This window comes from Grimontia celer (assembly GCF_900055185.1).
Taxonomy (GTDB): domain Bacteria; phylum Pseudomonadota; class Gammaproteobacteria; order Enterobacterales; family Vibrionaceae; genus Enterovibrio; species Enterovibrio celer.
Window position 1 is genome coordinate 1 of record NZ_FIZX01000012.1, and the last position, 16,112, is coordinate 16,112.

Consider the following 16,112-nt stretch of genomic DNA (forward strand, 5'->3'; position numbering starts at 1 on the left):
GTCATACTCCGTTCTTCAAAGGCTACCGTCCACAGTTCTACTTCCGTACTACTGACGTGACCGGTACTATCGAACTGCCAGAAGGCGTTGAGATGGTAATGCCAGGCGACAACATCCAAATGGTTGTTGAGCTGATTGCACCAATCGCGATGGACGAAGGCCTGCGCTTCGCTATCCGTGAAGGTGGCCGTACTGTAGGTGCGGGTGTTGTTGCTAAGATCCTTGCTTAATTTTCATTAAGCTTCGATTAGCACAATGCTAGAAAAAGGACGCTTCGGCGTCCTTTTTCTTTTTTGGCAATCTGGTTTTAGGTATCGCATCAGCCAGGTAGGTGCATTTCATTCCTATTGTGATGTTCCTTCAGATTCTGTCTTCGTCCTTTTCTCTCATTATTCGTCAATTAATCGAAGAAACGAATTGGTAATGCTAACAATTCTCGTTTATATTGTTATTAGATTCATTGAGGAAGATACAAAGATGTACGTTTGTTTGTGCCATGGGATTTCTGATAAAACATTGAAGAAGCTTGCATATGAGCAAGGGGTCGATGACATCCGTGAAATCAGAAAGCTAACTCCCTTGGGCTCACAGTGCGGCAAATGTATCCGTCCAGCGAAGGAAATCCTTCAAGAAGCTGCGTTGAATCCACTTTATAAGAAAGTAGGTTAAAACTGCTTTTCTAATAACTGACATTGACGACTCTTCATTCGGTTCTACTTTTAATAGACGCCGAAGAGGAGAGTGCGTTATGAAATCCGATCCAAAAATCATCCAACACCTCAACAAAATCCTGGGCAACGAACTCGTCGCCATTAACCAGTATTTCCTTCATGCCCGAATGTACAAAGATTGGGGTTTGAAAGTGATCGCTGATAAAGAATACGACGAATCTATCGATGAGATGAAACATGCCGATGATCTGATTGAGCGTATCCTCTTCCTCGAAGGGATTCCTAACCTCCAAGATCTTGGAAAACTCCGTATCGGGGAAGATACCAAAGAAATGCTTGAGTGCGACTTAGCGCTGGAAATGGATGCTATTCCTGATCTACGCGATGCCATTGAATATGCTGAAAGCGTACGTGACTATGTATCGCGTGATCTATTCCAGGATATTCTGGAAGACGAAGAAGAGCATGTAGATTGGTTGGAAACCCAATTAGGATTGATCGATAAAGTGGGTATTCAGAATTACAATCAGGCACAAATGATTGAATGCGAAGACTCTTAAGTAAAGATTTTGAATAAGAGAAAAGGGAGCCCAAAAGAGGCTCCTTTTTCGTTAAAGTGGCAAAGCCAGAGACCGCAATTTTACCCGCGTGCTTATCTCCTGATTATTTTTTAAACGCCACTTGCAAAGCAAATTGTGATCTGTATAATGCCCCGCACTGCCTGAGACATTTGCTCTCAACCGTGCAGTTGTGAACCAATGAGCACAGGAGGAAGACCCTTCGCAGTAGGCGAAAGCCTGAGGTGGTCGGTAATGTATACTCCGCTTATGTTCGCAGTCATATAAAATGGCTGACAATGTATCAGATATTGATACTACGGTTTCACATAAATCAATCGGCATTCCCTCGTATTTATGAGGTTGAGTGGCGATATTGTTTGTGTAATTTTTTAATTTGGAGCTCTGTCTAATGCAGAACCAACGTATCCGTATCCGCCTGAAGGCTTTCGATCACCGTTTGATCGACCAGTCTACTGCGGAAATCGTTGAAACCGCTAAGCGCACTGGTGCGCAGGTGAAGGGTCCAATCCCTCTGCCAACTCGCAAAGAGCGCTTCACCGTTCTTATCTCTCCGCACGTAAACAAAGATGCACGTGACCAGTACGAAATCCGTACTCACAAGCGTCTGATCGACATCGTTGAGCCAACAGATAAAACTGTTGACGCTCTGATGCGTCTTGACCTTGCTGCGGGCGTTGATGTTCAAATCAGCCTGGGTTAAGAGGGGAGCTAATAATGATTGGTCTAGTCGGTCGTAAAGTGGGCATGACTCGCATCTTCACTGAAGAAGGCGTTTCTATCCCTGTAACCGTTGTAGAAGTAGAAACTAACCGTGTTACTCAGGTACGTACTCCTGAAGTAGATGGTTACTCTGCTATCCAAGTAACTTCAGGCGCTAAGAAAGCAAGCCGCGTAACTAAGCCAGAAGCTGGTCACTTTGCGAAAGCAGGTGTTGAAGCTGGCCGCGGTCTGTGGGAATTCCGTCTGGAAAACGGCGAAGATTTCGAAGTAGGCGCTGAGCTGAACGTTGATCTGTTCGCTGAAATCAAAAAAGTAGACGTTACTGGCACATCTAAAGGTAAGGGTTTCCAAGGCGCTGTTAAGCGTTGGAACTTCCGTACTCAAGATATGACCCACGGTAACTCCTTGTCTCACCGTGCTCCTGGTTCTATCGGTCAATGTCAGACTCCAGGTCGCGTATTCAAAGGCAAGAAAATGGCAGGTCACATGGGTGCTGAGCAGGTAACTACTCAAAACCTTGAGATCGTACGTGTTGACGCTGAGCGCAAACTGCTTCTTATCAAAGGTGCAGTACCAGGTGCGACTGGCAGCAACGTGATCGTTAAACCAGCCGTTAAAGCGTAACGTCGAGGAGATAGTAATGGAATTGGTAGTAAAAGGCGCTGACGCGCTGACTGTTTCCGAAACTACCTTCGGGCGTGAGTTCAACGAAGCTCTGGTTCACCAAGTAGTAGTTGCATACGCAGCTGGTGCCCGTCAAGGTACTCGTGCGCAAAAGACTCGTTCAGACGTATCAGGTGGCGGTGCTAAGCCATGGCGTCAGAAGGGTACTGGTCGCGCTCGTGCAGGTACAATCCGTAGCCCAATCTGGCGCTCGGGTGGTGTAACTTTCGCTGCGCGTCCTCAGGACCACAGCCAGAAAGTTAACAAGAAAATGTACCGTGGTGCTATTAAAAGCATCCTGTCTGAGCTGGTTCGTCAAGAGCGTCTGATCGTTGTTGATAACTTCTCAGTAGAAGCACCAAAAACTAAAGAGCTGATCGCTAAGCTGAAAGAGCTTGAGCTGTCTGAAGCTCTGATCGTAACTGCAGAAGTTGATGAGAACCTGTTCTTGGCAGCGCGCAACCTGTACAAGGTTGATGTTCGCGATGCAGCAGGCATTGACCCAGTTAGCCTGATCGCTTTCGACAAAGTAGTTATGACTGCAGCTGCAGTTAAGCAAGTTGAGGAGATGCTGGGATGATCACTGAAGAGCGTATCCTGAAAGTTCTGCGTGCTCCGCACATCTCTGAAAAAGCAACCATGGCTGCTGAGAACGGTAACACTATCGTTTTCAAAGTAGCGATGACTGCGACTAAGAGAGAGATCAAAGCAGCAGTTGAGAAACTGTTCGAAGTTGAAGTGAAGTCTGTAAATACTCTTATCACTAAGGGTAAGACCAAACGTCAAGGTATGCGCCAAGGCCGTCGTTCAGACGTGAAAAAAGCGTACGTTATCTTGAAAGAAGGTCAAGACATCGACTTCGCTGGCGGCGCTGAGTAAGACGGAGGAGTAACAGAAAATGGCAATTGTTAAATGTAAGCCTACTTCACCGGGTCGTCGTCACGTTGTTAAGATTGTAAACGCTGACCTGTACAAAGGTAAGCCTTACGCACCACTGCTGGAGAAAAACTCTAAGTCTGGTGGTCGTAACAACAACGGTCGTATCACTGTACGTCACATCGGTGGTGGTCATAAGCAACACTACCGTGTAATTGACTTCAAACGTACTAAAGACGGCATCCCAGCGAAAGTTGAGCGTCTGGAATACGATCCAAACCGTAGCGCGAACATCGCACTGGTTCTGTACGCAGACGGTGAGCGTCGTTACATCATTGCACCTAAAGGCCTGAAAGCTGGCGACCAGATCCAATCTGGTTCAGATGCTGCGATCAAAGTAGGTAACAGCCTGCCAATGCGCAACATCCCAGTAGGTTCTACAGTTCACAACGTTGAACTGAAGCCTGGTAAAGGTGCTCAGCTGGCTCGTTCAGCTGGTGCATACGCACAAATCGTAGCTCGCGATGGCGCATACGTAACTATTCGTCTGCGTTCTGGTGAGATGCGTAAAGTTCTTTCTGAAGGTCGTGCGACCATCGGTGAAGTTGGTAACGCAGAACACATGCTGCGTGAACTGGGTAAAGCAGGTGCTACTCGCTGGAAGGGCGTTCGTCCAACAGTACGTGGTGTTGCAATGAACCCAGTAGACCACCCACACGGTGGTGGTGAAGGTCGTACTTCGGGCGGTCGTCACCCAGTATCTCCTTGGGGTATGCCTACTAAAGGCTTCAAGACCCGTAAGAACAAACGTACCGACAAGTACATCGTACGTCGTCGTAACAAGTAATTTATATCAGAGGATAAGCCATGCCACGTTCTCTCAAGAAAGGTCCTTTTATTGACCTGCACTTGCTGAAGAAGGTAGAGAAAGCGTTGGAAAGCGGTGACAAGAAGCCTGTTAAGACTTGGTCCCGTCGTTCAATGATCATCCCTCAGATGATCGGTTTGACCATCGCTGTCCATAATGGTCGTCAGCACGTACCTGTTTTCATCACTGATGAGATGATCGGTCACAAGCTGGGCGAATTTGCACCAACACGTACTTATCGCGGCCACGCTGCTGATAAGAAAGCTAAGAAGCGTTAAGGAGTTAAGATATGGAAGCTATTGCTAAACATCGCTTTGCTCGTATTTCGCCTCAGAAAGCACGTTTGGTAGCAGACCAAGTGCGCGGTAAAAACGTTGCACAAGCAATTGAACTTCTGACTTTCAGCGACAAAAAAGCTGCTGATCTGATCAAGAAGGTGCTGGAGTCTGCAATTGCAAACGCTGAGCATAACGAAGGCGCAGACATCGATGATCTGTCTGTAGCAAAAATCTTCGTTGACGAAGGCCCAGTCATGAAGCGCATCATGCCTCGTGCAAAAGGCCGTGCCGATCGCATCTTGAAGCGTTCTAGCCACATCACTGTTGTTGTAGCAGACCGCTAAGAGACGAGGAGAGAAAGCAATGGGTCAAAAAGTACATCCTAATGGTATTCGTCTTGGCATCTGTAAGCCTTGGAATTCCACTTGGTTTGCTAACAGCCAAGATTTCGCTGACAACCTAGACGGCGACTTCAAGGTACGTCAGTTCCTGACTAAAGAACTGTCTAAAGCGTCTGTTTCTCGTATCGTTATCGAGCGTCCTGCGAAGAGCATCCGTGTGACTATCCACACTGCTCGCCCAGGCGTTGTTATCGGTAAGAAAGGCGAAGACGTAGAAAAACTGCGCGCTCGCGTTGCACAGCTGGCAGGTGTTCCTGCTCAAATCAACATCGCAGAAGTACGCAAGCCTGAGCTTGACGCACAACTGGTTGGTGACAGCATCGCGTCTCAGCTAGAGCGTCGTGTTATGTTCCGTCGTGCTATGAAGCGTGCGGTACAGAACGCAATGCGTCTGGGTGCCAAGGGTATCAAAGTGGAAGTAAGCGGCCGTCTTGGCGGTGCTGAAATCGCTCGTACCGAGTGGTACCGTGAAGGTCGTGTGCCACTGCACACTCTTCGTGCTGACATTGATTACGCAACTTCTTCGGCTCACACCACTTACGGTGTAATTGGTATTAAAGTTTGGATCTTCAAAGGTGAAGTTCTGGGCGGCATGCCAGTAGCAGAGCCACAGGCTGACAAGCCTAAGAAGCAGCGTAAAGGCCGTAAGTAAGGAGTCTATCGATGCTTCAACCAAAACGTACTAAGTTCCGCAAGACTCATAAGGGTCGTAACCGCGGTCTTGCTGCAGGTACTGACGTAAGCTTCGGTACCTTCGGCCTGAAAGCTGTTGGTCGTGGTCGTATCACTGCGCGTCAGATCGAAGCCGCACGTCGTGCTATGACTCGTCACATCAAGCGTCAGGGTCAAATCTGGATCCGTGTGTTCCCAGACAAGCCAATCACTACCAAACCTCTGGAAGTTCGTCAGGGTAAAGGTAAGGGTTCTGTGAGCTACTGGGTTGCACAAATCCAACCAGGTAAAGTCCTGTACGAGATGGATGGTGTTTCTGAAAGCCTTGCTCGCGAAGCATTCGAGCTGGCTTCTCGTAAACTACCTATCAAAACCACTTTCGTAACTAAGGCGGTGATGTGATGAAAGCACAAGAACTTCGCGAAAAGAGCGTAGAGCAGCTGAATGAAGAACTGCTGGGTCTGCTGCGTGAGCAATTCAACCTGCGCATGCAAGCGGCTACTGGTCAACTTCAGCAAACTCACACTCTGAAGAACGTTCGTCGCGATATCGCACGTGTTAAAACCGTTCTGAACCAGAAGGGCAACGCATAATGAGCGACAAAATCCGTACTCAACAAGGTCGTGTAATTAGCGACAAGATGGATAAATCTATCGTTGTTGCTATCGAACGCCAGGTGAAACACCCAATCTACGGTAAATTCATCAAGCGTACGACTAAACTGCACGCTCATGACGAAAACAACGAGTGCGCACAAGGCGATACCGTTGAGATCCGTGAGTGCCGTCCACTGTCTAAGACTAAGTCTTGGACTCTGGTACGCGTAGTTGAGAAAGCACGCCTGTAAGGCAAGCTTTCCAGCGATAAAAATCAAAGCGGCTCCCATTTCGGAGCCGTTTATTTTTTATCTACCCATCTTCAAAAAATAGTGTTATTATTCGCCGCCCTTGTAATGAGGCAGCCCGACCCGAGATGGGTCTAGATGTAATAACAGCGGAGCACTAACAATGATCCAAATGCAAAGTATGCTGGATGCAGCCGATAACTCCGGCGCTCGCAGCGTAATGTGTATTAAGGTGCTGGGTGGTTCACACCGTCGCTACGCCCATATCGGCGACGTCATCAAAGTTACCGTTAAAGATGCAATCCCACGCGGTAAAGTTAAAAAAGGTGATGTCCTGAAGGCGGTTGTAGTTCGCACCCGTAAAGGCGTTCGTCGTCCAGACGGCTCTGTCATTCGCTTCGACCGTAATGCTTGCGTATTGTTGAACAACACTACTGAGCAACCAGTCGGTACCCGTATCTTTGGTCCTGTGACACGCGAACTTCGTGGCGATAAGTTCATGAAGATTGTGTCTCTGGCGCCAGAAGTTCTGTAAGGAGCGGTTAAAATGGCAGCTAAAATCCGTCGTAACGACGAAGTTATCGTTCTTGCCGGTAAAGATAAAGGCAAGAAAGGTAAAGTAAGTAAGGTTCTGACCACTGGTAAAGTTATCGTTGAAGGTATCAACCTGGTTAAGAAACACCAGAAGCCTGTTCCGGCTCTGGGCATCCAAGGCGGCATCGTAGAAAAAGAAGCTGCAGTGGACGTTTCTAACGTTGCTATCTACAACGCGGCAACTGGTAAAGCAGACCGTGTAGGCTTCCGATTCGAAGACGGCAAAAAAGTTCGTTTCTTCAAATCGAATGGCGAAATTATTTAAGTAATTCTGGAGTAGTACACTATGGCGAAACTGCATGATTACTACAAAGAGACTGTTGTAAAAGAACTGGCTGAAAAGTTCGAATACAAGAGTATCATGCAAGTCCCAAGGATCGAAAAGATCACCCTGAACATGGGTGTGGGCGAAGCAATCAACGACAAAAAACTGCTTGAGAATGCAGCATCTGACCTGGCATCAATCACAGGTCAAAAGCCGCTGATCACTAAAGCACGTAAGTCTGTTGCTGGCTTCAAGATCCGTGAGGGCTACCCAATTGGCTGTAAAGTAACCCTGCGTGGCGAGCGTATGTGGGAATTCCTAGAGCGTCTGATTTCAATCGCTCTCCCACGTGTGCGTGACTTCCGTGGCGTTAGTTCGAAATCTTTCGACGGTCGCGGTAACTATAGCATGGGCGTTCGTGAGCAAATCATCTTCCCAGAGATCGACTACGACAAAGTAGATCGTATCCGTGGTCTTGATATTACTATCACGACTACTGCGGCGACTGATGAGGAAGGTCAAGCTCTGCTGGCTGCCTTTAACTTCCCATTCCGTAAGTAAGGTGAAGGGTTACTGTAATGGCTAAGCAATCAATGAAAGCGCGCGAAGTAAAACGCGCGAAGCTGGTAGCAAAGTTCGCTGAGAAGCGTGCTGCACTGAAAGCTATCATCAAAAACGTTAACGCGTCTGAAGAAGAGCGTTGGGATGCAGTCCTGAAGCTTCAAACTCTACCGCGTGATTCTGCTAAGTCTCGTCAGCGTAACCGCTGTAACCAGACTGGTCGTCCACATGGCTACCTACGCAAATTCGGCCTTAGCCGAATCAAGGTTCGTGAAGCTTGCATGAAAGGCGAGATTCCGGGTCTGCGTAAGGCGAGCTGGTAATTGAATCACGGGAGTAAAGACTTATGAGCATGCAAGATCCGATTTCGGATATGCTGACCCGCATCCGCAACGGTCAGGCAGCAACTAAAGTTGCTGTTAAGATGCCTTCGTCAAAGCTGAAAGTGGCAATTGCTGAGCTGCTGAAAGCTGAAGGTTATGTGGCTGACTACGCTATTTCTGGCGAAGTTAAGCCTGAGCTGGAAGTTACTCTGAAGTACTTCGAAGCTAAACCAGTTATCGAGCAAATCCAACGTGTAAGCCGTCCAGGTCTGCGCATCTATAAGAAAAAAGATGAGCTGCCTTCTGTAATGGGTGGTCTGGGTATTGCTGTAGTATCAACTTCTAAAGGTTTGATGACCGACCGTGCAGCTCGCAAAGCGGGTCTGGGCGGCGAAATCATCTGCTACGTAGCGTAAGGAGTAGGAAATGTCTCGTGTTGCAAAAGCACCCGTAGTAATTCCTGCCGGCGTAGAGGTGAAACTGAACGGTCAGGAAATCACTGTTAAAGGTAGCAAGGGTGAACTGACCCGCGTTATCAACGATGCAGTGGAACTAAGCCAAGAAGACAACGCTGTGAAGTTCGCACCACGCGAAGGTGTTGCTAAAGCTAACGCTCAAGCAGGTACCGCACGTGCACTAGTGAACAACATGGTTGTTGGTGTTACTGAAGGCTATACCAAGAAACTGATCCTGAAAGGTGTTGGTTATCGTGCAGCAATGAAAGGTAACTCAGTCGCTCTGACTCTGGGTTTCTCTCACCCTGTTGAACACGAACTGCCTGCAGGTATCAAAGCAGAATGCCCAAGCCAAACTGAGATTGTTTTGACTGGTACAGACAAACAATTGGTTGGTCAAGTAGCTGCTGACATCCGCGCATACCGTCAGCCTGAGCCTTACAAAGGTAAAGGCGTTCGTTACGCTGACGAAGTTGTGCGTACTAAAGAAGCTAAGAAGAAGTAAGGTAACACTATGGATAAGAAAATTGCTCGTATCCGTCGTGCGACCCGAGCGCGTCGCAAGATTGCTGAACTGGGTGCGACTCGCCTAGTGGTACACCGTACTCCACGTCATGTGTACGCACAGGTTATCGCGGCAAATGGCTCCGAAGTAATCGCAGCTGCTTCTACCGTAGAAAAAGCGATCCGTGAGCAAGTGAAGAGCACCGGCAACAAAGAAGCCGCAGCAGCAGTAGGTAAAGCTATCGCTGAGCGTGCGAAGGAAAAAGGCATCGAATCTGTTGCTTTTGACCGTTCCGGTTTCCAATACCACGGCCGTGTGGCTGCACTGGCAGATGCTGCTCGTGAAGCTGGTCTGAAATTCTAAGGTAGGCGGAAAGATGGCTAACGATAAACAACAAAGTGATTTGCATGAGAAGCTGATTGCTGTTAACCGTGTTTCTAAGACGGTTAAAGGTGGTCGCATCTTCAGCTTCACCGCTCTGACTGTAGTTGGTGATGGCAATGGTCGTGTAGGTTTCGGTTACGGCAAAGCCCGTGAAGTACCTGCAGCGATCCAAAAATCAATGGAAAAAGCGCGCCGTAACATGGTTACTGTTGCGCTGAACGAAGGTACTCTTCACCACGCTGTTAAAGGCCGCCACACTGGTTCTAAAGTGTACATGCAGCCTGCATCAGAAGGTACGGGTATCATCGCAGGTGGTGCGATGCGTGCGGTTCTGGAAGTTGCGGGTGTTCGTAACGTTCTGGCAAAAGCATACGGTTCTACTAACCCAATCAACATCGTTCGTGCAACGATCGATGGTCTGGGTGGTATGAAGTCTCCAGAAATGGTAGCTGCTAAACGCGGTCTGCCAGTTAACGAAATTCTGGGGTAATTCGACATGGCTAAAACTATCAAAGTAACTCAGACTCGTAGCTCAATCGGTCGTTTGCCGAAACATAAAGCTACCCTGCGTGGCTTGGGCCTACGTCGCATCAACCACACTGTTGAACTTGAAGATACTGCTTGCGTACGCGGCATGATCAATCAAGTTTACTACATGGTTAAAGTGGAGGAGTAATCACAATGCGTCTGAATACTCTATCTCCGGCTGCGGGTTCAAAGCCTTCTAAGAAGCGCGTTGGCCGTGGTATCGGTTCAGGCCTGGGCAAAACTGGTGGCCGTGGTCACAAAGGTCAGAAATCACGTTCAGGTGGTTCTGTACGCCCAGGTTTCGAAGGCGGTCAAATGCCTTTGAAACAGCGTCTGCCAAAATTTGGTTTTACTTCTCGCAAGAGCCTGACTGCTGCTGAAGTTCGCCTGAGCGAACTGGCTAAAGTTGAAGGTGACGTAGTAAGCCTTGAGACACTGAAAGCTGCAAACGTAATCACTAAAGACATCCGTACGGCGAAAATCGTACTGTCTGGTGAGATTGCACGCTCAGTGACTGTTAAAGGTCTTCGCGTTACTAAAGGCGCTCAAGCTGCAATCGAAGCTGCTGGCGGTAAAATCGAGGAATAATTAGCTCGAGGACGAGGTACAGATGGCAAAACAACCAGGACAAAATTTTAGTAGTGCAAAAGGTGGACTTGCGGAGCTGAAAAGCCGTCTACTCTTTGTGGTAGGTGCGTTGCTCGTATTCCGCGCCGGTTCTTTTGTGCCAATTCCTGGTATTGACGCTGCTGTACTTGCCGATCTGTTCGAACAGCAACAAGGTACCATCATTGAACTGTTTAACATGTTCTCTGGTGGTGCTCTTGAGCGTGCTTCTATCCTGGCACTGGGTATCATGCCGTATATTTCGGCATCGATTATTGTCCAACTGCTTACGGTAGTTCATCCAGCCTTGGCTGAGTTGAAGAAAGAAGGGGAGTCTGGCCGTCGTAAGATCAGTCAGTACACCCGCTACGGCACGCTGGTATTGGCAACCTTCCAAGCGATTGGTATCGCTACAGGCTTGCCAAGTATGATTCCGGGTCTGGTGGTAACTCCAGGCCTTGGCTTCTACTTTACTGCTGTTGTGAGCTTGGTCACTGGCACCATGTTCCTGATGTGGTTAGGTGAACAGATCACTGAGCGTGGTATCGGTAACGGTATATCCCTGATTATTTTCGCGGGTATCGTTGCAGGATTGCCATCCGCTATCGGACAAACAGCCGAGCAAGCGCGTCAAGGTGAATTGCACGTGCTTCTTCTTCTGTTGATTGCGGTAATTGCATTCGCAGTAATTGCGTTCGTAGTGTTTGTAGAGCGTGGTCAACGTCGAATCGTTGTTAACTACGCGAAGCGTCAGCAAGGCCGTCGTGTTTTTGCTGCGCAAAGCACACACCTGCCATTGAAACTAAATATGGCCGGCGTAATTCCAGCGATTTTTGCATCAAGTATTATCCTGTTCCCAGGCACACTGGCTCAATGGTTTGGTCAGAGTGAACAGTTGGGCTGGTTGGCGGATGTGTCATTGGCACTGAGCCCTGGTCAACCACTGTATGTAATCCTTTATGCTGCTGCGATTATCTTCTTCTGTTTCTTCTACACGGCGTTGGTTTTCAACCCGCGTGAGACAGCAGACAATCTGAAGAAGTCTGGTGCATTCGTACCTGGTATTCGCCCGGGCGAGCAGACTGCGAAGTACATAGATAAAGTGATGACTCGACTGACATTAGCAGGCGCGTTGTATATCACCTTTATCTGTCTGATCCCCGAGTTCATGATGATTGCTTGGAACGTACGCTTCTATTTTGGCGGAACTTCCCTACTTATCGTAGTCGTAGTAATCATGGACTTTATGGCTCAAGTTCAGACACATCTGATGTCTCAACAATATGAGTCCGTGTTGAAGAAAGCCAATCTGAAAGGCTACGGCCGCTAACAGATTGACATTTACGGAGTTTAGCAATGAAAGTTCGTGCTTCCGTTAAGAAAATCTGCCGTAACTGTAAAGTTATCAAGCGTAACGGTGTTGTTCGCGTGATTTGCAGTGAGCCAAAGCACAAGCAGCGCCAAGGCTAATAGCAGAATATTTTTCTTGCAAAATTTAGGCAGGCTGGCTACATTAGCCAGCCCACCTTTTGTGTGTGCAAAAGAAGTGGTATAGCCGCTGCGTATCCTAAACGGGCTCTGCAGCGGTTCTTCTTGATAAAGTACTAGGAGTGAATAGTGGCCCGTATTGCAGGCATTAACATTCCTGATCAGAAGCATGCTGTAATCGCACTGACTGCGATCTACGGTATCGGTAAAACCCGTTCAAAAGCTATCCTAGCTGAGACTGGTATTGCTGAAAGCACTAAGATCAGTGAACTAACTGAAGAGCAGATCGATCTACTGCGTGATGGCGTTGCCAAGTACACTGTAGAAGGTGATCTACGTCGTGAAGTTTCCATGAACATCAAGCGTCTGATGGACCTTGGTTGTTACCGCGGTTTGCGTCATCGTCGCAGCTTGCCACTACGTGGCCAGCGTACGAAGACCAATGCTCGTACCCGTAAGGGTCCGCGCAAGCCGATCAAGAAATAATCGGGGTAGGTAAAGTACTATGGCTAAACAACCAAATCGCGCACGTAAACGCGTACGCAAGCAAGTTGCTGACGGCGTAGCGCACATCCATGCGTCTTTCAACAACACAATCGTAACCATTACTGACCGTCAAGGTAATGCTCTAGCATGGGCTACTGCAGGTGGTTCTGGTTTCCGTGGTTCTCGTAAATCAACTCCGTTCGCTGCACAGGTTGCTGCTGAACGTTGTGGTGAGATGGCTAAAGAATATGGCCTGAAGAACCTGGAAGTTATGGTTAAGGGCCCAGGTCCAGGTCGTGAATCTACTATTCGCGCACTGAACGCGGCTGGTTTCCGTATCACTAACATCGTTGATGCGACTCCAATCCCACATAACGGTTGTCGTCCACCTAAGAAACGTCGCGTATAACGCTGTTTCTTAGAATTCTGGAGAAAGATCATGGCAAGATATTTGGGTCCTAAGCTGAAGCTTAGCCGTCGCGAAGGTACTGACTTGTTCCTGAAGTCAGGCGTACGCGCGATTGATACCAAGTGTAAAATTGATAACGCCCCAGGCGTACACGGCGCACGTCGCGGCCGTCTGTCTGACTATGGCGTTCAGCTTCGTGAGAAGCAAAAAGTTCGTCGTATCTACGGCGTTCTGGAAAAACAATTCCGTAACTACTACAAAGAAGCTGCTCGCATCAAAGGCAACACAGGTGAAAACCTGCTGCAACTTCTTGAAGGTCGTCTAGATAACGTAGTTTACCGCATGGGCTTCGGCGCAACTCGCGCAGAATCACGTCAGCTGGTAAGCCACAAAGCGATCCTGGTAAACGGTAAAGTGGTTAACGTTCCTTCTTTCAAGGTAACGGCCAACGACGTTGTTAGCATTCGCGAGAAAGCTAAGAACCAAGCACGCATCAAAGCAGCTCTTGAAATTGCTGCTCAGCGCGAGCTGCCAACTTGGATCGAAGTAGACAGCAACAAAATGGAAGGCACTTTCAAGCGCCTGCCAGAGCGTTCAGATTTGTCTGCTGACATCAACGAACACCTGATCGTCGAGCTTTACTCTAAGTAAGGCTAAACTAAAGAGAGGACACAATGCAGGGTTCTGTAACAGAATTTCTTAAGCCGCGTCTGGTTGACATCGAACAAGTTAGCTCGACGCACGCAAAAGTAACTCTTGAGCCGCTAGAGCGTGGCTTTGGTCACACCCTAGGTAATGCTCTACGTCGCATCCTACTGTCGTCTATGCCTGGTTGTGCAGTGACAGAAGTAGAAATTGACGGCGTGTTGCACGAGTACAGCACCAAAGAGGGCGTACAGGAAGATATCCTGGAAATCCTGCTTAACCTTAAAGGCCTTGCCGTTAAGGTAGAGGGTAAAGATGAAGTTATCCTAACCCTGAATAAGTCTGGTGCAGGCCCTGTTGTTGCAGGCGACATCACCCACGACGGTGGTGTTGAGATTGCGAACCCAGAACACGTAATCTGCCACCTGACAGATTCAAATGCTGAAATCAGCATGCGAATCAAGGTAGAACGTGGTCGCGGCTACGTACCAGCGTCAGCGCGTATTCACACTGAAGAAGACGAGCGTCCAATCGGCCGTCTGCTTGTAGATGCAACGTTCAGCCCAGTAGACCGTATTGCTTACAATGTTGAAGCAGCACGTGTTGAACAGCGTACCGACCTCGACAAGCTGGTTATCGATATGGAGACTAACGGTACTCTTGATCCTGAGGAAGCTATCCGTCGTGCAGCAACTATTCTTGCTGAGCAACTGGACGCATTCGTAGATCTGCGTGATGTACGAGTTCCTGAAGAGAAAGAAGAGAAGCCAGAGTTCGATCCGATCCTACTGCGTCCTGTAGACGATCTTGAACTAACTGTTCGCTCTGCTAACTGTTTGAAAGCAGAAGCGATCCACTACATCGGTGATCTGGTACAGCGTACTGAGGTTGAGCTTCTTAAGACGCCAAACCTTGGTAAGAAGTCTTTGACTGAAATTAAAGACGTGCTGGCTTCACGTGGTCTGTCTCTGGGTATGCGCCTGGAAAACTGGCCGCCAGCATCAATCGCTGAAGATTAATCAGATTCTGATTACTTAGTTAGAAGGATTAGGTCATGCGCCATCGTAAGAGTGGTCGTCAACTCAATCGCAACAGCAGCCATCGCAAAGCGATGTTCAGCAACATGGCTAGCTCGCTGGTAACTCACGAAGTTATCAAAACTACTCTGCCTAAGGCAAAAGAGCTGCGTCGCGTAATTGAGCCATTGATTACCCTAGCAAAGAACGACAGTGTTGCTAACCGTCGTCTTGCATTCGCTCGTACTCGTAACGACGAAGTTGTAGCGAAGCTGTTCAACGAACTGGGTCCACGTTTTGCCTCTCGTGCAGGCGGTTACACTCGCATTCTGAAATGCGGTGTACGTGCCGGCGATAAAGCCCCTATGGCTTACATCGAGTTGGTAGATCGTCCAGAGACAGCTGCAGAAGAAGCAGCTGAGTAATCTCTCGGTTCGTTCAAATAAGAAGCCAGGCTTTTAGCCTGGCTTTTTATTTATCTACTCATTCATAAAACAGCCTACGCCATTTCTTTCTTTATAACTCTTGACGTTAAGGCTTCAGTAAAACAGTCTTTCTACTTCTACTTCTACTTCTACTTCTACTTCTACTTCTACTTCTACTTCTACTTCTACTTCTACTTCTACTTCTACTTCTACTTCTACTTCTACTTCTACTTCTACTTCTACTTCTACTTCTACTTCTACTTCTACTTCTACTTCTACTTACTTATCTAATGGCTGAACTGAATTCTCCAATAGAACTGAACTTATTGATTGGCTCAGTTAGTGAATAAGCAATATTGTAAACGTCAAATATGTGTGGGGAGGGGGGAGATTGAAAAGACTATTACATCGTGCATAACACACTTATGCACAGCCTTTTGTGTGTTTGGTGTGAGTAAAATGTGTGGAAATACGGCTTTCGAGTAAAATATAGCCAAGTGAAGCGATTTTCATAAAAAACCTCAAAAAAGCCCTTGCCAGAATTTTAGACCTCCCTATAATGCCGCCTCACCGACACGGAGAGCGGCTCCCACAGCGGAAACGCCCACGTAAATCGGTACGGCGAAGGCCTCAAAAATTGAGTTGAAATAAACGCTTGACGCGCTGTTTCGAATCAGTAAAATGGCCGCCCGCTTCGAAGGGAAATTCACCCCGAGAGGCAAGTCAACAAGGTGTTTTGAGGGTTGCGAAAGCAACGCTGAAAAATCTCAAAATTTCTTCTTGACTTCATCGCCCGGCAGCGTAAAATTCGCAGCCCTGACGGTGAGAAGCGACGCTTCTTCAAGTCA

General features: G+C 48.0%; 31 protein-coding genes. All 31 read left to right on the forward strand.

What is annotated here, in order from left to right; translation table 11 throughout:
• On the forward strand, positions 1 to 230 hold a 230-nt coding region (locus GCE9029_RS24830; RefSeq protein WP_197475425.1), incomplete at its 5' end, for an EF-Tu C-terminal domain-related protein.
• Between the two features lie 247 nt (positions 231 to 477).
• Positions 478 to 669 (forward strand): bacterioferritin-associated ferredoxin, encoded by a 192-nt coding sequence (locus GCE9029_RS24835; RefSeq protein ID WP_002541409.1) that lies wholly within the window; start codon positions 478 to 480, stop codon positions 667 to 669.
• 79 nt (positions 670 to 748) lie between these two features.
• Positions 749 to 1,231 (forward strand): bacterioferritin, encoded by a 483-nt coding sequence (bfr, locus tag GCE9029_RS24840; RefSeq protein ID WP_062667940.1) that lies wholly within the window; start codon positions 749 to 751, stop codon positions 1,229 to 1,231.
• 409 nt (positions 1,232 to 1,640) lie between these two features.
• Complete coding sequence (gene rpsJ / locus GCE9029_RS24845; protein ID WP_002541412.1) at positions 1,641 to 1,952, forward strand: 30S ribosomal protein S10; 312 nt, start codon at positions 1,641 to 1,643, stop codon at positions 1,950 to 1,952.
• 14 nt (positions 1,953 to 1,966) lie between these two features.
• Positions 1,967 to 2,596, forward strand: coding sequence for a 50S ribosomal protein L3 (rplC, locus tag GCE9029_RS24850; protein WP_002541413.1), 630 nt, complete (start codon positions 1,967 to 1,969; stop codon positions 2,594 to 2,596).
• A gap of 16 nt (positions 2,597 to 2,612) precedes the next feature.
• A complete protein-coding gene (gene rplD / locus GCE9029_RS24855) occupies positions 2,613 to 3,215 on the forward strand; it encodes a 50S ribosomal protein L4 (protein ID WP_002541414.1) in 603 nt (200 codons plus the stop codon).
• Positions 3,212 to 3,514 (forward strand): 50S ribosomal protein L23, encoded by a 303-nt coding sequence (rplW, locus tag GCE9029_RS24860; RefSeq protein ID WP_002541415.1) that lies wholly within the window; start codon positions 3,212 to 3,214, stop codon positions 3,512 to 3,514. Before rplD ends, rplW begins: the two co-directional genes overlap by 4 nt.
• A gap of 19 nt (positions 3,515 to 3,533) precedes the next feature.
• On the forward strand, positions 3,534 to 4,358 hold the full coding sequence (rplB, locus tag GCE9029_RS24865) for a 50S ribosomal protein L2 (protein ID WP_002541416.1): 825 nt from the start codon (positions 3,534 to 3,536) through the stop codon (positions 4,356 to 4,358).
• A 20-nt stretch (positions 4,359 to 4,378) separates the two neighbouring features.
• The gene (rpsS, locus tag GCE9029_RS24870) at positions 4,379 to 4,657 is read left to right on the forward strand and encodes a 30S ribosomal protein S19 (RefSeq protein ID WP_046306435.1); all 279 of its coding nucleotides are present in this window, start codon (positions 4,379 to 4,381) and stop codon (positions 4,655 to 4,657) included.
• A gap of 11 nt (positions 4,658 to 4,668) precedes the next feature.
• Complete coding sequence (rplV, locus tag GCE9029_RS24875) at positions 4,669 to 5,001, forward strand: 50S ribosomal protein L22 (RefSeq protein ID WP_002541418.1); 333 nt, start codon at positions 4,669 to 4,671, stop codon at positions 4,999 to 5,001.
• 19 nt (positions 5,002 to 5,020) lie between these two features.
• Entirely contained in the window at positions 5,021 to 5,710 is a 690-nt protein-coding gene (gene rpsC, locus GCE9029_RS24880; protein ID WP_002541419.1) for a 30S ribosomal protein S3, read from the forward strand.
• A gap of 11 nt (positions 5,711 to 5,721) precedes the next feature.
• Positions 5,722 to 6,132: a 50S ribosomal protein L16 gene (gene rplP / locus GCE9029_RS24885; protein ID WP_002541420.1), complete on the forward strand. Its 411-nt coding sequence runs from the start codon at positions 5,722 to 5,724 to the stop codon at positions 6,130 to 6,132.
• The gene (rpmC, locus tag GCE9029_RS24890; protein WP_002541421.1) at positions 6,132 to 6,323 is read left to right on the forward strand and encodes a 50S ribosomal protein L29; all 192 of its coding nucleotides are present in this window, start codon (positions 6,132 to 6,134) and stop codon (positions 6,321 to 6,323) included. Before rplP ends, rpmC begins: the two co-directional genes overlap by 1 nt.
• Positions 6,323 to 6,577, forward strand: a complete 255-nt coding sequence (rpsQ, locus tag GCE9029_RS24895) for a 30S ribosomal protein S17 (protein ID WP_002541422.1) — start codon at positions 6,323 to 6,325, stop codon at positions 6,575 to 6,577. The genes rpmC and rpsQ overlap by 1 nt, the downstream gene beginning before the upstream one ends.
• Before the next feature lie 160 nt (positions 6,578 to 6,737).
• Complete coding sequence (gene rplN, locus GCE9029_RS24900; protein ID WP_002541423.1) at positions 6,738 to 7,109, forward strand: 50S ribosomal protein L14; 372 nt, start codon at positions 6,738 to 6,740, stop codon at positions 7,107 to 7,109.
• A gap of 12 nt (positions 7,110 to 7,121) precedes the next feature.
• Complete coding sequence (gene rplX / locus GCE9029_RS24905; RefSeq protein ID WP_002541424.1) at positions 7,122 to 7,433, forward strand: 50S ribosomal protein L24; 312 nt, start codon at positions 7,122 to 7,124, stop codon at positions 7,431 to 7,433.
• 21 nt (positions 7,434 to 7,454) lie between these two features.
• A complete protein-coding gene (gene rplE / locus GCE9029_RS24910; protein WP_002541425.1) occupies positions 7,455 to 7,994 on the forward strand; it encodes a 50S ribosomal protein L5 in 540 nt (179 codons plus the stop codon).
• A gap of 17 nt (positions 7,995 to 8,011) precedes the next feature.
• Positions 8,012 to 8,317: a 30S ribosomal protein S14 gene (gene rpsN / locus GCE9029_RS24915; RefSeq protein ID WP_002541426.1), complete on the forward strand. Its 306-nt coding sequence runs from the start codon at positions 8,012 to 8,014 to the stop codon at positions 8,315 to 8,317.
• A 23-nt stretch (positions 8,318 to 8,340) separates the two neighbouring features.
• A complete protein-coding gene (gene rpsH, locus GCE9029_RS24920) occupies positions 8,341 to 8,733 on the forward strand; it encodes a 30S ribosomal protein S8 (RefSeq protein WP_062667944.1) in 393 nt (130 codons plus the stop codon).
• A 10-nt stretch (positions 8,734 to 8,743) separates the two neighbouring features.
• Positions 8,744 to 9,277, forward strand: a complete 534-nt coding sequence (rplF, locus tag GCE9029_RS24925; RefSeq protein WP_062667945.1) for a 50S ribosomal protein L6 — start codon at positions 8,744 to 8,746, stop codon at positions 9,275 to 9,277.
• A gap of 9 nt (positions 9,278 to 9,286) precedes the next feature.
• Positions 9,287 to 9,640, forward strand: coding sequence for a 50S ribosomal protein L18 (gene rplR, locus GCE9029_RS24930; RefSeq protein ID WP_002541429.1), 354 nt, complete (start codon positions 9,287 to 9,289; stop codon positions 9,638 to 9,640).
• Between the two features lie 13 nt (positions 9,641 to 9,653).
• Positions 9,654 to 10,151 carry a 30S ribosomal protein S5 gene (rpsE, locus tag GCE9029_RS24935; protein WP_002541430.1) on the forward strand — a complete coding sequence of 166 codons (498 nt, stop codon included), beginning with the start codon at positions 9,654 to 9,656 and terminating at the stop codon, positions 10,149 to 10,151.
• Between the two features lie 6 nt (positions 10,152 to 10,157).
• Positions 10,158 to 10,337, forward strand: a complete 180-nt coding sequence (gene rpmD / locus GCE9029_RS24940) for a 50S ribosomal protein L30 (protein ID WP_002541431.1) — start codon at positions 10,158 to 10,160, stop codon at positions 10,335 to 10,337.
• A 5-nt stretch (positions 10,338 to 10,342) separates the two neighbouring features.
• Positions 10,343 to 10,777, forward strand: a complete 435-nt coding sequence (rplO, locus tag GCE9029_RS24945) for a 50S ribosomal protein L15 (protein ID WP_002541432.1) — start codon at positions 10,343 to 10,345, stop codon at positions 10,775 to 10,777.
• A 22-nt stretch (positions 10,778 to 10,799) separates the two neighbouring features.
• Positions 10,800 to 12,125, forward strand: coding sequence for a preprotein translocase subunit SecY (secY, locus tag GCE9029_RS24950; RefSeq protein ID WP_002541433.1), 1,326 nt, complete (start codon positions 10,800 to 10,802; stop codon positions 12,123 to 12,125).
• Between the two features lie 26 nt (positions 12,126 to 12,151).
• Positions 12,152 to 12,265 carry a 50S ribosomal protein L36 gene (rpmJ, locus tag GCE9029_RS24955; protein WP_000868186.1) on the forward strand — a complete coding sequence of 38 codons (114 nt, stop codon included), beginning with the start codon at positions 12,152 to 12,154 and terminating at the stop codon, positions 12,263 to 12,265.
• A 147-nt stretch (positions 12,266 to 12,412) separates the two neighbouring features.
• On the forward strand, positions 12,413 to 12,769 hold the full coding sequence (gene rpsM / locus GCE9029_RS24960) for a 30S ribosomal protein S13 (RefSeq protein ID WP_002541533.1): 357 nt from the start codon (positions 12,413 to 12,415) through the stop codon (positions 12,767 to 12,769).
• Between the two features lie 19 nt (positions 12,770 to 12,788).
• The gene (gene rpsK, locus GCE9029_RS24965; protein ID WP_002541534.1) at positions 12,789 to 13,178 is read left to right on the forward strand and encodes a 30S ribosomal protein S11; all 390 of its coding nucleotides are present in this window, start codon (positions 12,789 to 12,791) and stop codon (positions 13,176 to 13,178) included.
• A gap of 30 nt (positions 13,179 to 13,208) precedes the next feature.
• Positions 13,209 to 13,829 carry a 30S ribosomal protein S4 gene (rpsD, locus tag GCE9029_RS24970; RefSeq protein ID WP_002541535.1) on the forward strand — a complete coding sequence of 207 codons (621 nt, stop codon included), beginning with the start codon at positions 13,209 to 13,211 and terminating at the stop codon, positions 13,827 to 13,829.
• A 23-nt stretch (positions 13,830 to 13,852) separates the two neighbouring features.
• Positions 13,853 to 14,842 carry a DNA-directed RNA polymerase subunit alpha gene (locus GCE9029_RS24975; protein WP_002541536.1) on the forward strand — a complete coding sequence of 330 codons (990 nt, stop codon included), beginning with the start codon at positions 13,853 to 13,855 and terminating at the stop codon, positions 14,840 to 14,842.
• Between the two features lie 35 nt (positions 14,843 to 14,877).
• Positions 14,878 to 15,264 carry a 50S ribosomal protein L17 gene (rplQ, locus tag GCE9029_RS24980; protein WP_002541538.1) on the forward strand — a complete coding sequence of 129 codons (387 nt, stop codon included), beginning with the start codon at positions 14,878 to 14,880 and terminating at the stop codon, positions 15,262 to 15,264.
• The last annotated feature ends 848 nt before the right edge of the window (positions 15,265 to 16,112 follow it).

What these genes read in the sequence shown, in the direction of transcription:
- GCE9029_RS24835 (WP_002541409.1), top strand. Translation starts at nt 478, where the DNA reads ATGTACGTTTGTTTGTGCCATGGGATTTCTGATAAAACATTGAAGAAG.
- rplF (WP_062667945.1), top strand. Translation starts at nt 8,744, where the DNA reads ATGTCTCGTGTTGCAAAAGCACCCGTAGTAATTCCTGCCGGCGTAGAG.
- rpsJ (WP_002541412.1), top strand. Translation starts at nt 1,641, where the DNA reads ATGCAGAACCAACGTATCCGTATCCGCCTGAAGGCTTTCGATCACCGT.
- rplV (WP_002541418.1), top strand. Translation starts at nt 4,669, where the DNA reads ATGGAAGCTATTGCTAAACATCGCTTTGCTCGTATTTCGCCTCAGAAA.
- rplX (WP_002541424.1), top strand. Translation starts at nt 7,122, where the DNA reads ATGGCAGCTAAAATCCGTCGTAACGACGAAGTTATCGTTCTTGCCGGT.
- rplR (WP_002541429.1), top strand. Translation starts at nt 9,287, where the DNA reads ATGGATAAGAAAATTGCTCGTATCCGTCGTGCGACCCGAGCGCGTCGC.
- bfr (WP_062667940.1), top strand. Translation starts at nt 749, where the DNA reads ATGAAATCCGATCCAAAAATCATCCAACACCTCAACAAAATCCTGGGC.
- rpsN (WP_002541426.1), top strand. Translation starts at nt 8,012, where the DNA reads ATGGCTAAGCAATCAATGAAAGCGCGCGAAGTAAAACGCGCGAAGCTG.
- rpmJ (WP_000868186.1), top strand. Translation starts at nt 12,152, where the DNA reads ATGAAAGTTCGTGCTTCCGTTAAGAAAATCTGCCGTAACTGTAAAGTT.
- rpsS (WP_046306435.1), top strand. Translation starts at nt 4,379, where the DNA reads ATGCCACGTTCTCTCAAGAAAGGTCCTTTTATTGACCTGCACTTGCTG.
- rpsQ (WP_002541422.1), top strand. Translation starts at nt 6,323, where the DNA reads ATGAGCGACAAAATCCGTACTCAACAAGGTCGTGTAATTAGCGACAAG.
- rpsD (WP_002541535.1), top strand. Translation starts at nt 13,209, where the DNA reads ATGGCAAGATATTTGGGTCCTAAGCTGAAGCTTAGCCGTCGCGAAGGT.
- rplD (WP_002541414.1), top strand. Translation starts at nt 2,613, where the DNA reads ATGGAATTGGTAGTAAAAGGCGCTGACGCGCTGACTGTTTCCGAAACT.
- rpsE (WP_002541430.1), top strand. Translation starts at nt 9,654, where the DNA reads ATGGCTAACGATAAACAACAAAGTGATTTGCATGAGAAGCTGATTGCT.
- rplO (WP_002541432.1), top strand. Translation starts at nt 10,343, where the DNA reads ATGCGTCTGAATACTCTATCTCCGGCTGCGGGTTCAAAGCCTTCTAAG.
- secY (WP_002541433.1), top strand. Translation starts at nt 10,800, where the DNA reads ATGGCAAAACAACCAGGACAAAATTTTAGTAGTGCAAAAGGTGGACTT.
- rpsC (WP_002541419.1), top strand. Translation starts at nt 5,021, where the DNA reads ATGGGTCAAAAAGTACATCCTAATGGTATTCGTCTTGGCATCTGTAAG.
- rpsH (WP_062667944.1), top strand. Translation starts at nt 8,341, where the DNA reads ATGAGCATGCAAGATCCGATTTCGGATATGCTGACCCGCATCCGCAAC.
- rpsK (WP_002541534.1), top strand. Translation starts at nt 12,789, where the DNA reads ATGGCTAAACAACCAAATCGCGCACGTAAACGCGTACGCAAGCAAGTT.
- rplQ (WP_002541538.1), top strand. Translation starts at nt 14,878, where the DNA reads ATGCGCCATCGTAAGAGTGGTCGTCAACTCAATCGCAACAGCAGCCAT.
- rplE (WP_002541425.1), top strand. Translation starts at nt 7,455, where the DNA reads ATGGCGAAACTGCATGATTACTACAAAGAGACTGTTGTAAAAGAACTG.
- rplW (WP_002541415.1), top strand. Translation starts at nt 3,212, where the DNA reads ATGATCACTGAAGAGCGTATCCTGAAAGTTCTGCGTGCTCCGCACATC.
- rpmC (WP_002541421.1), top strand. Translation starts at nt 6,132, where the DNA reads ATGAAAGCACAAGAACTTCGCGAAAAGAGCGTAGAGCAGCTGAATGAA.
- rplN (WP_002541423.1), top strand. Translation starts at nt 6,738, where the DNA reads ATGATCCAAATGCAAAGTATGCTGGATGCAGCCGATAACTCCGGCGCT.
- rplP (WP_002541420.1), top strand. Translation starts at nt 5,722, where the DNA reads ATGCTTCAACCAAAACGTACTAAGTTCCGCAAGACTCATAAGGGTCGT.
- GCE9029_RS24975 (WP_002541536.1), top strand. Translation starts at nt 13,853, where the DNA reads ATGCAGGGTTCTGTAACAGAATTTCTTAAGCCGCGTCTGGTTGACATC.
- rpmD (WP_002541431.1), top strand. Translation starts at nt 10,158, where the DNA reads ATGGCTAAAACTATCAAAGTAACTCAGACTCGTAGCTCAATCGGTCGT.
- rplB (WP_002541416.1), top strand. Translation starts at nt 3,534, where the DNA reads ATGGCAATTGTTAAATGTAAGCCTACTTCACCGGGTCGTCGTCACGTT.
- rplC (WP_002541413.1), top strand. Translation starts at nt 1,967, where the DNA reads ATGATTGGTCTAGTCGGTCGTAAAGTGGGCATGACTCGCATCTTCACT.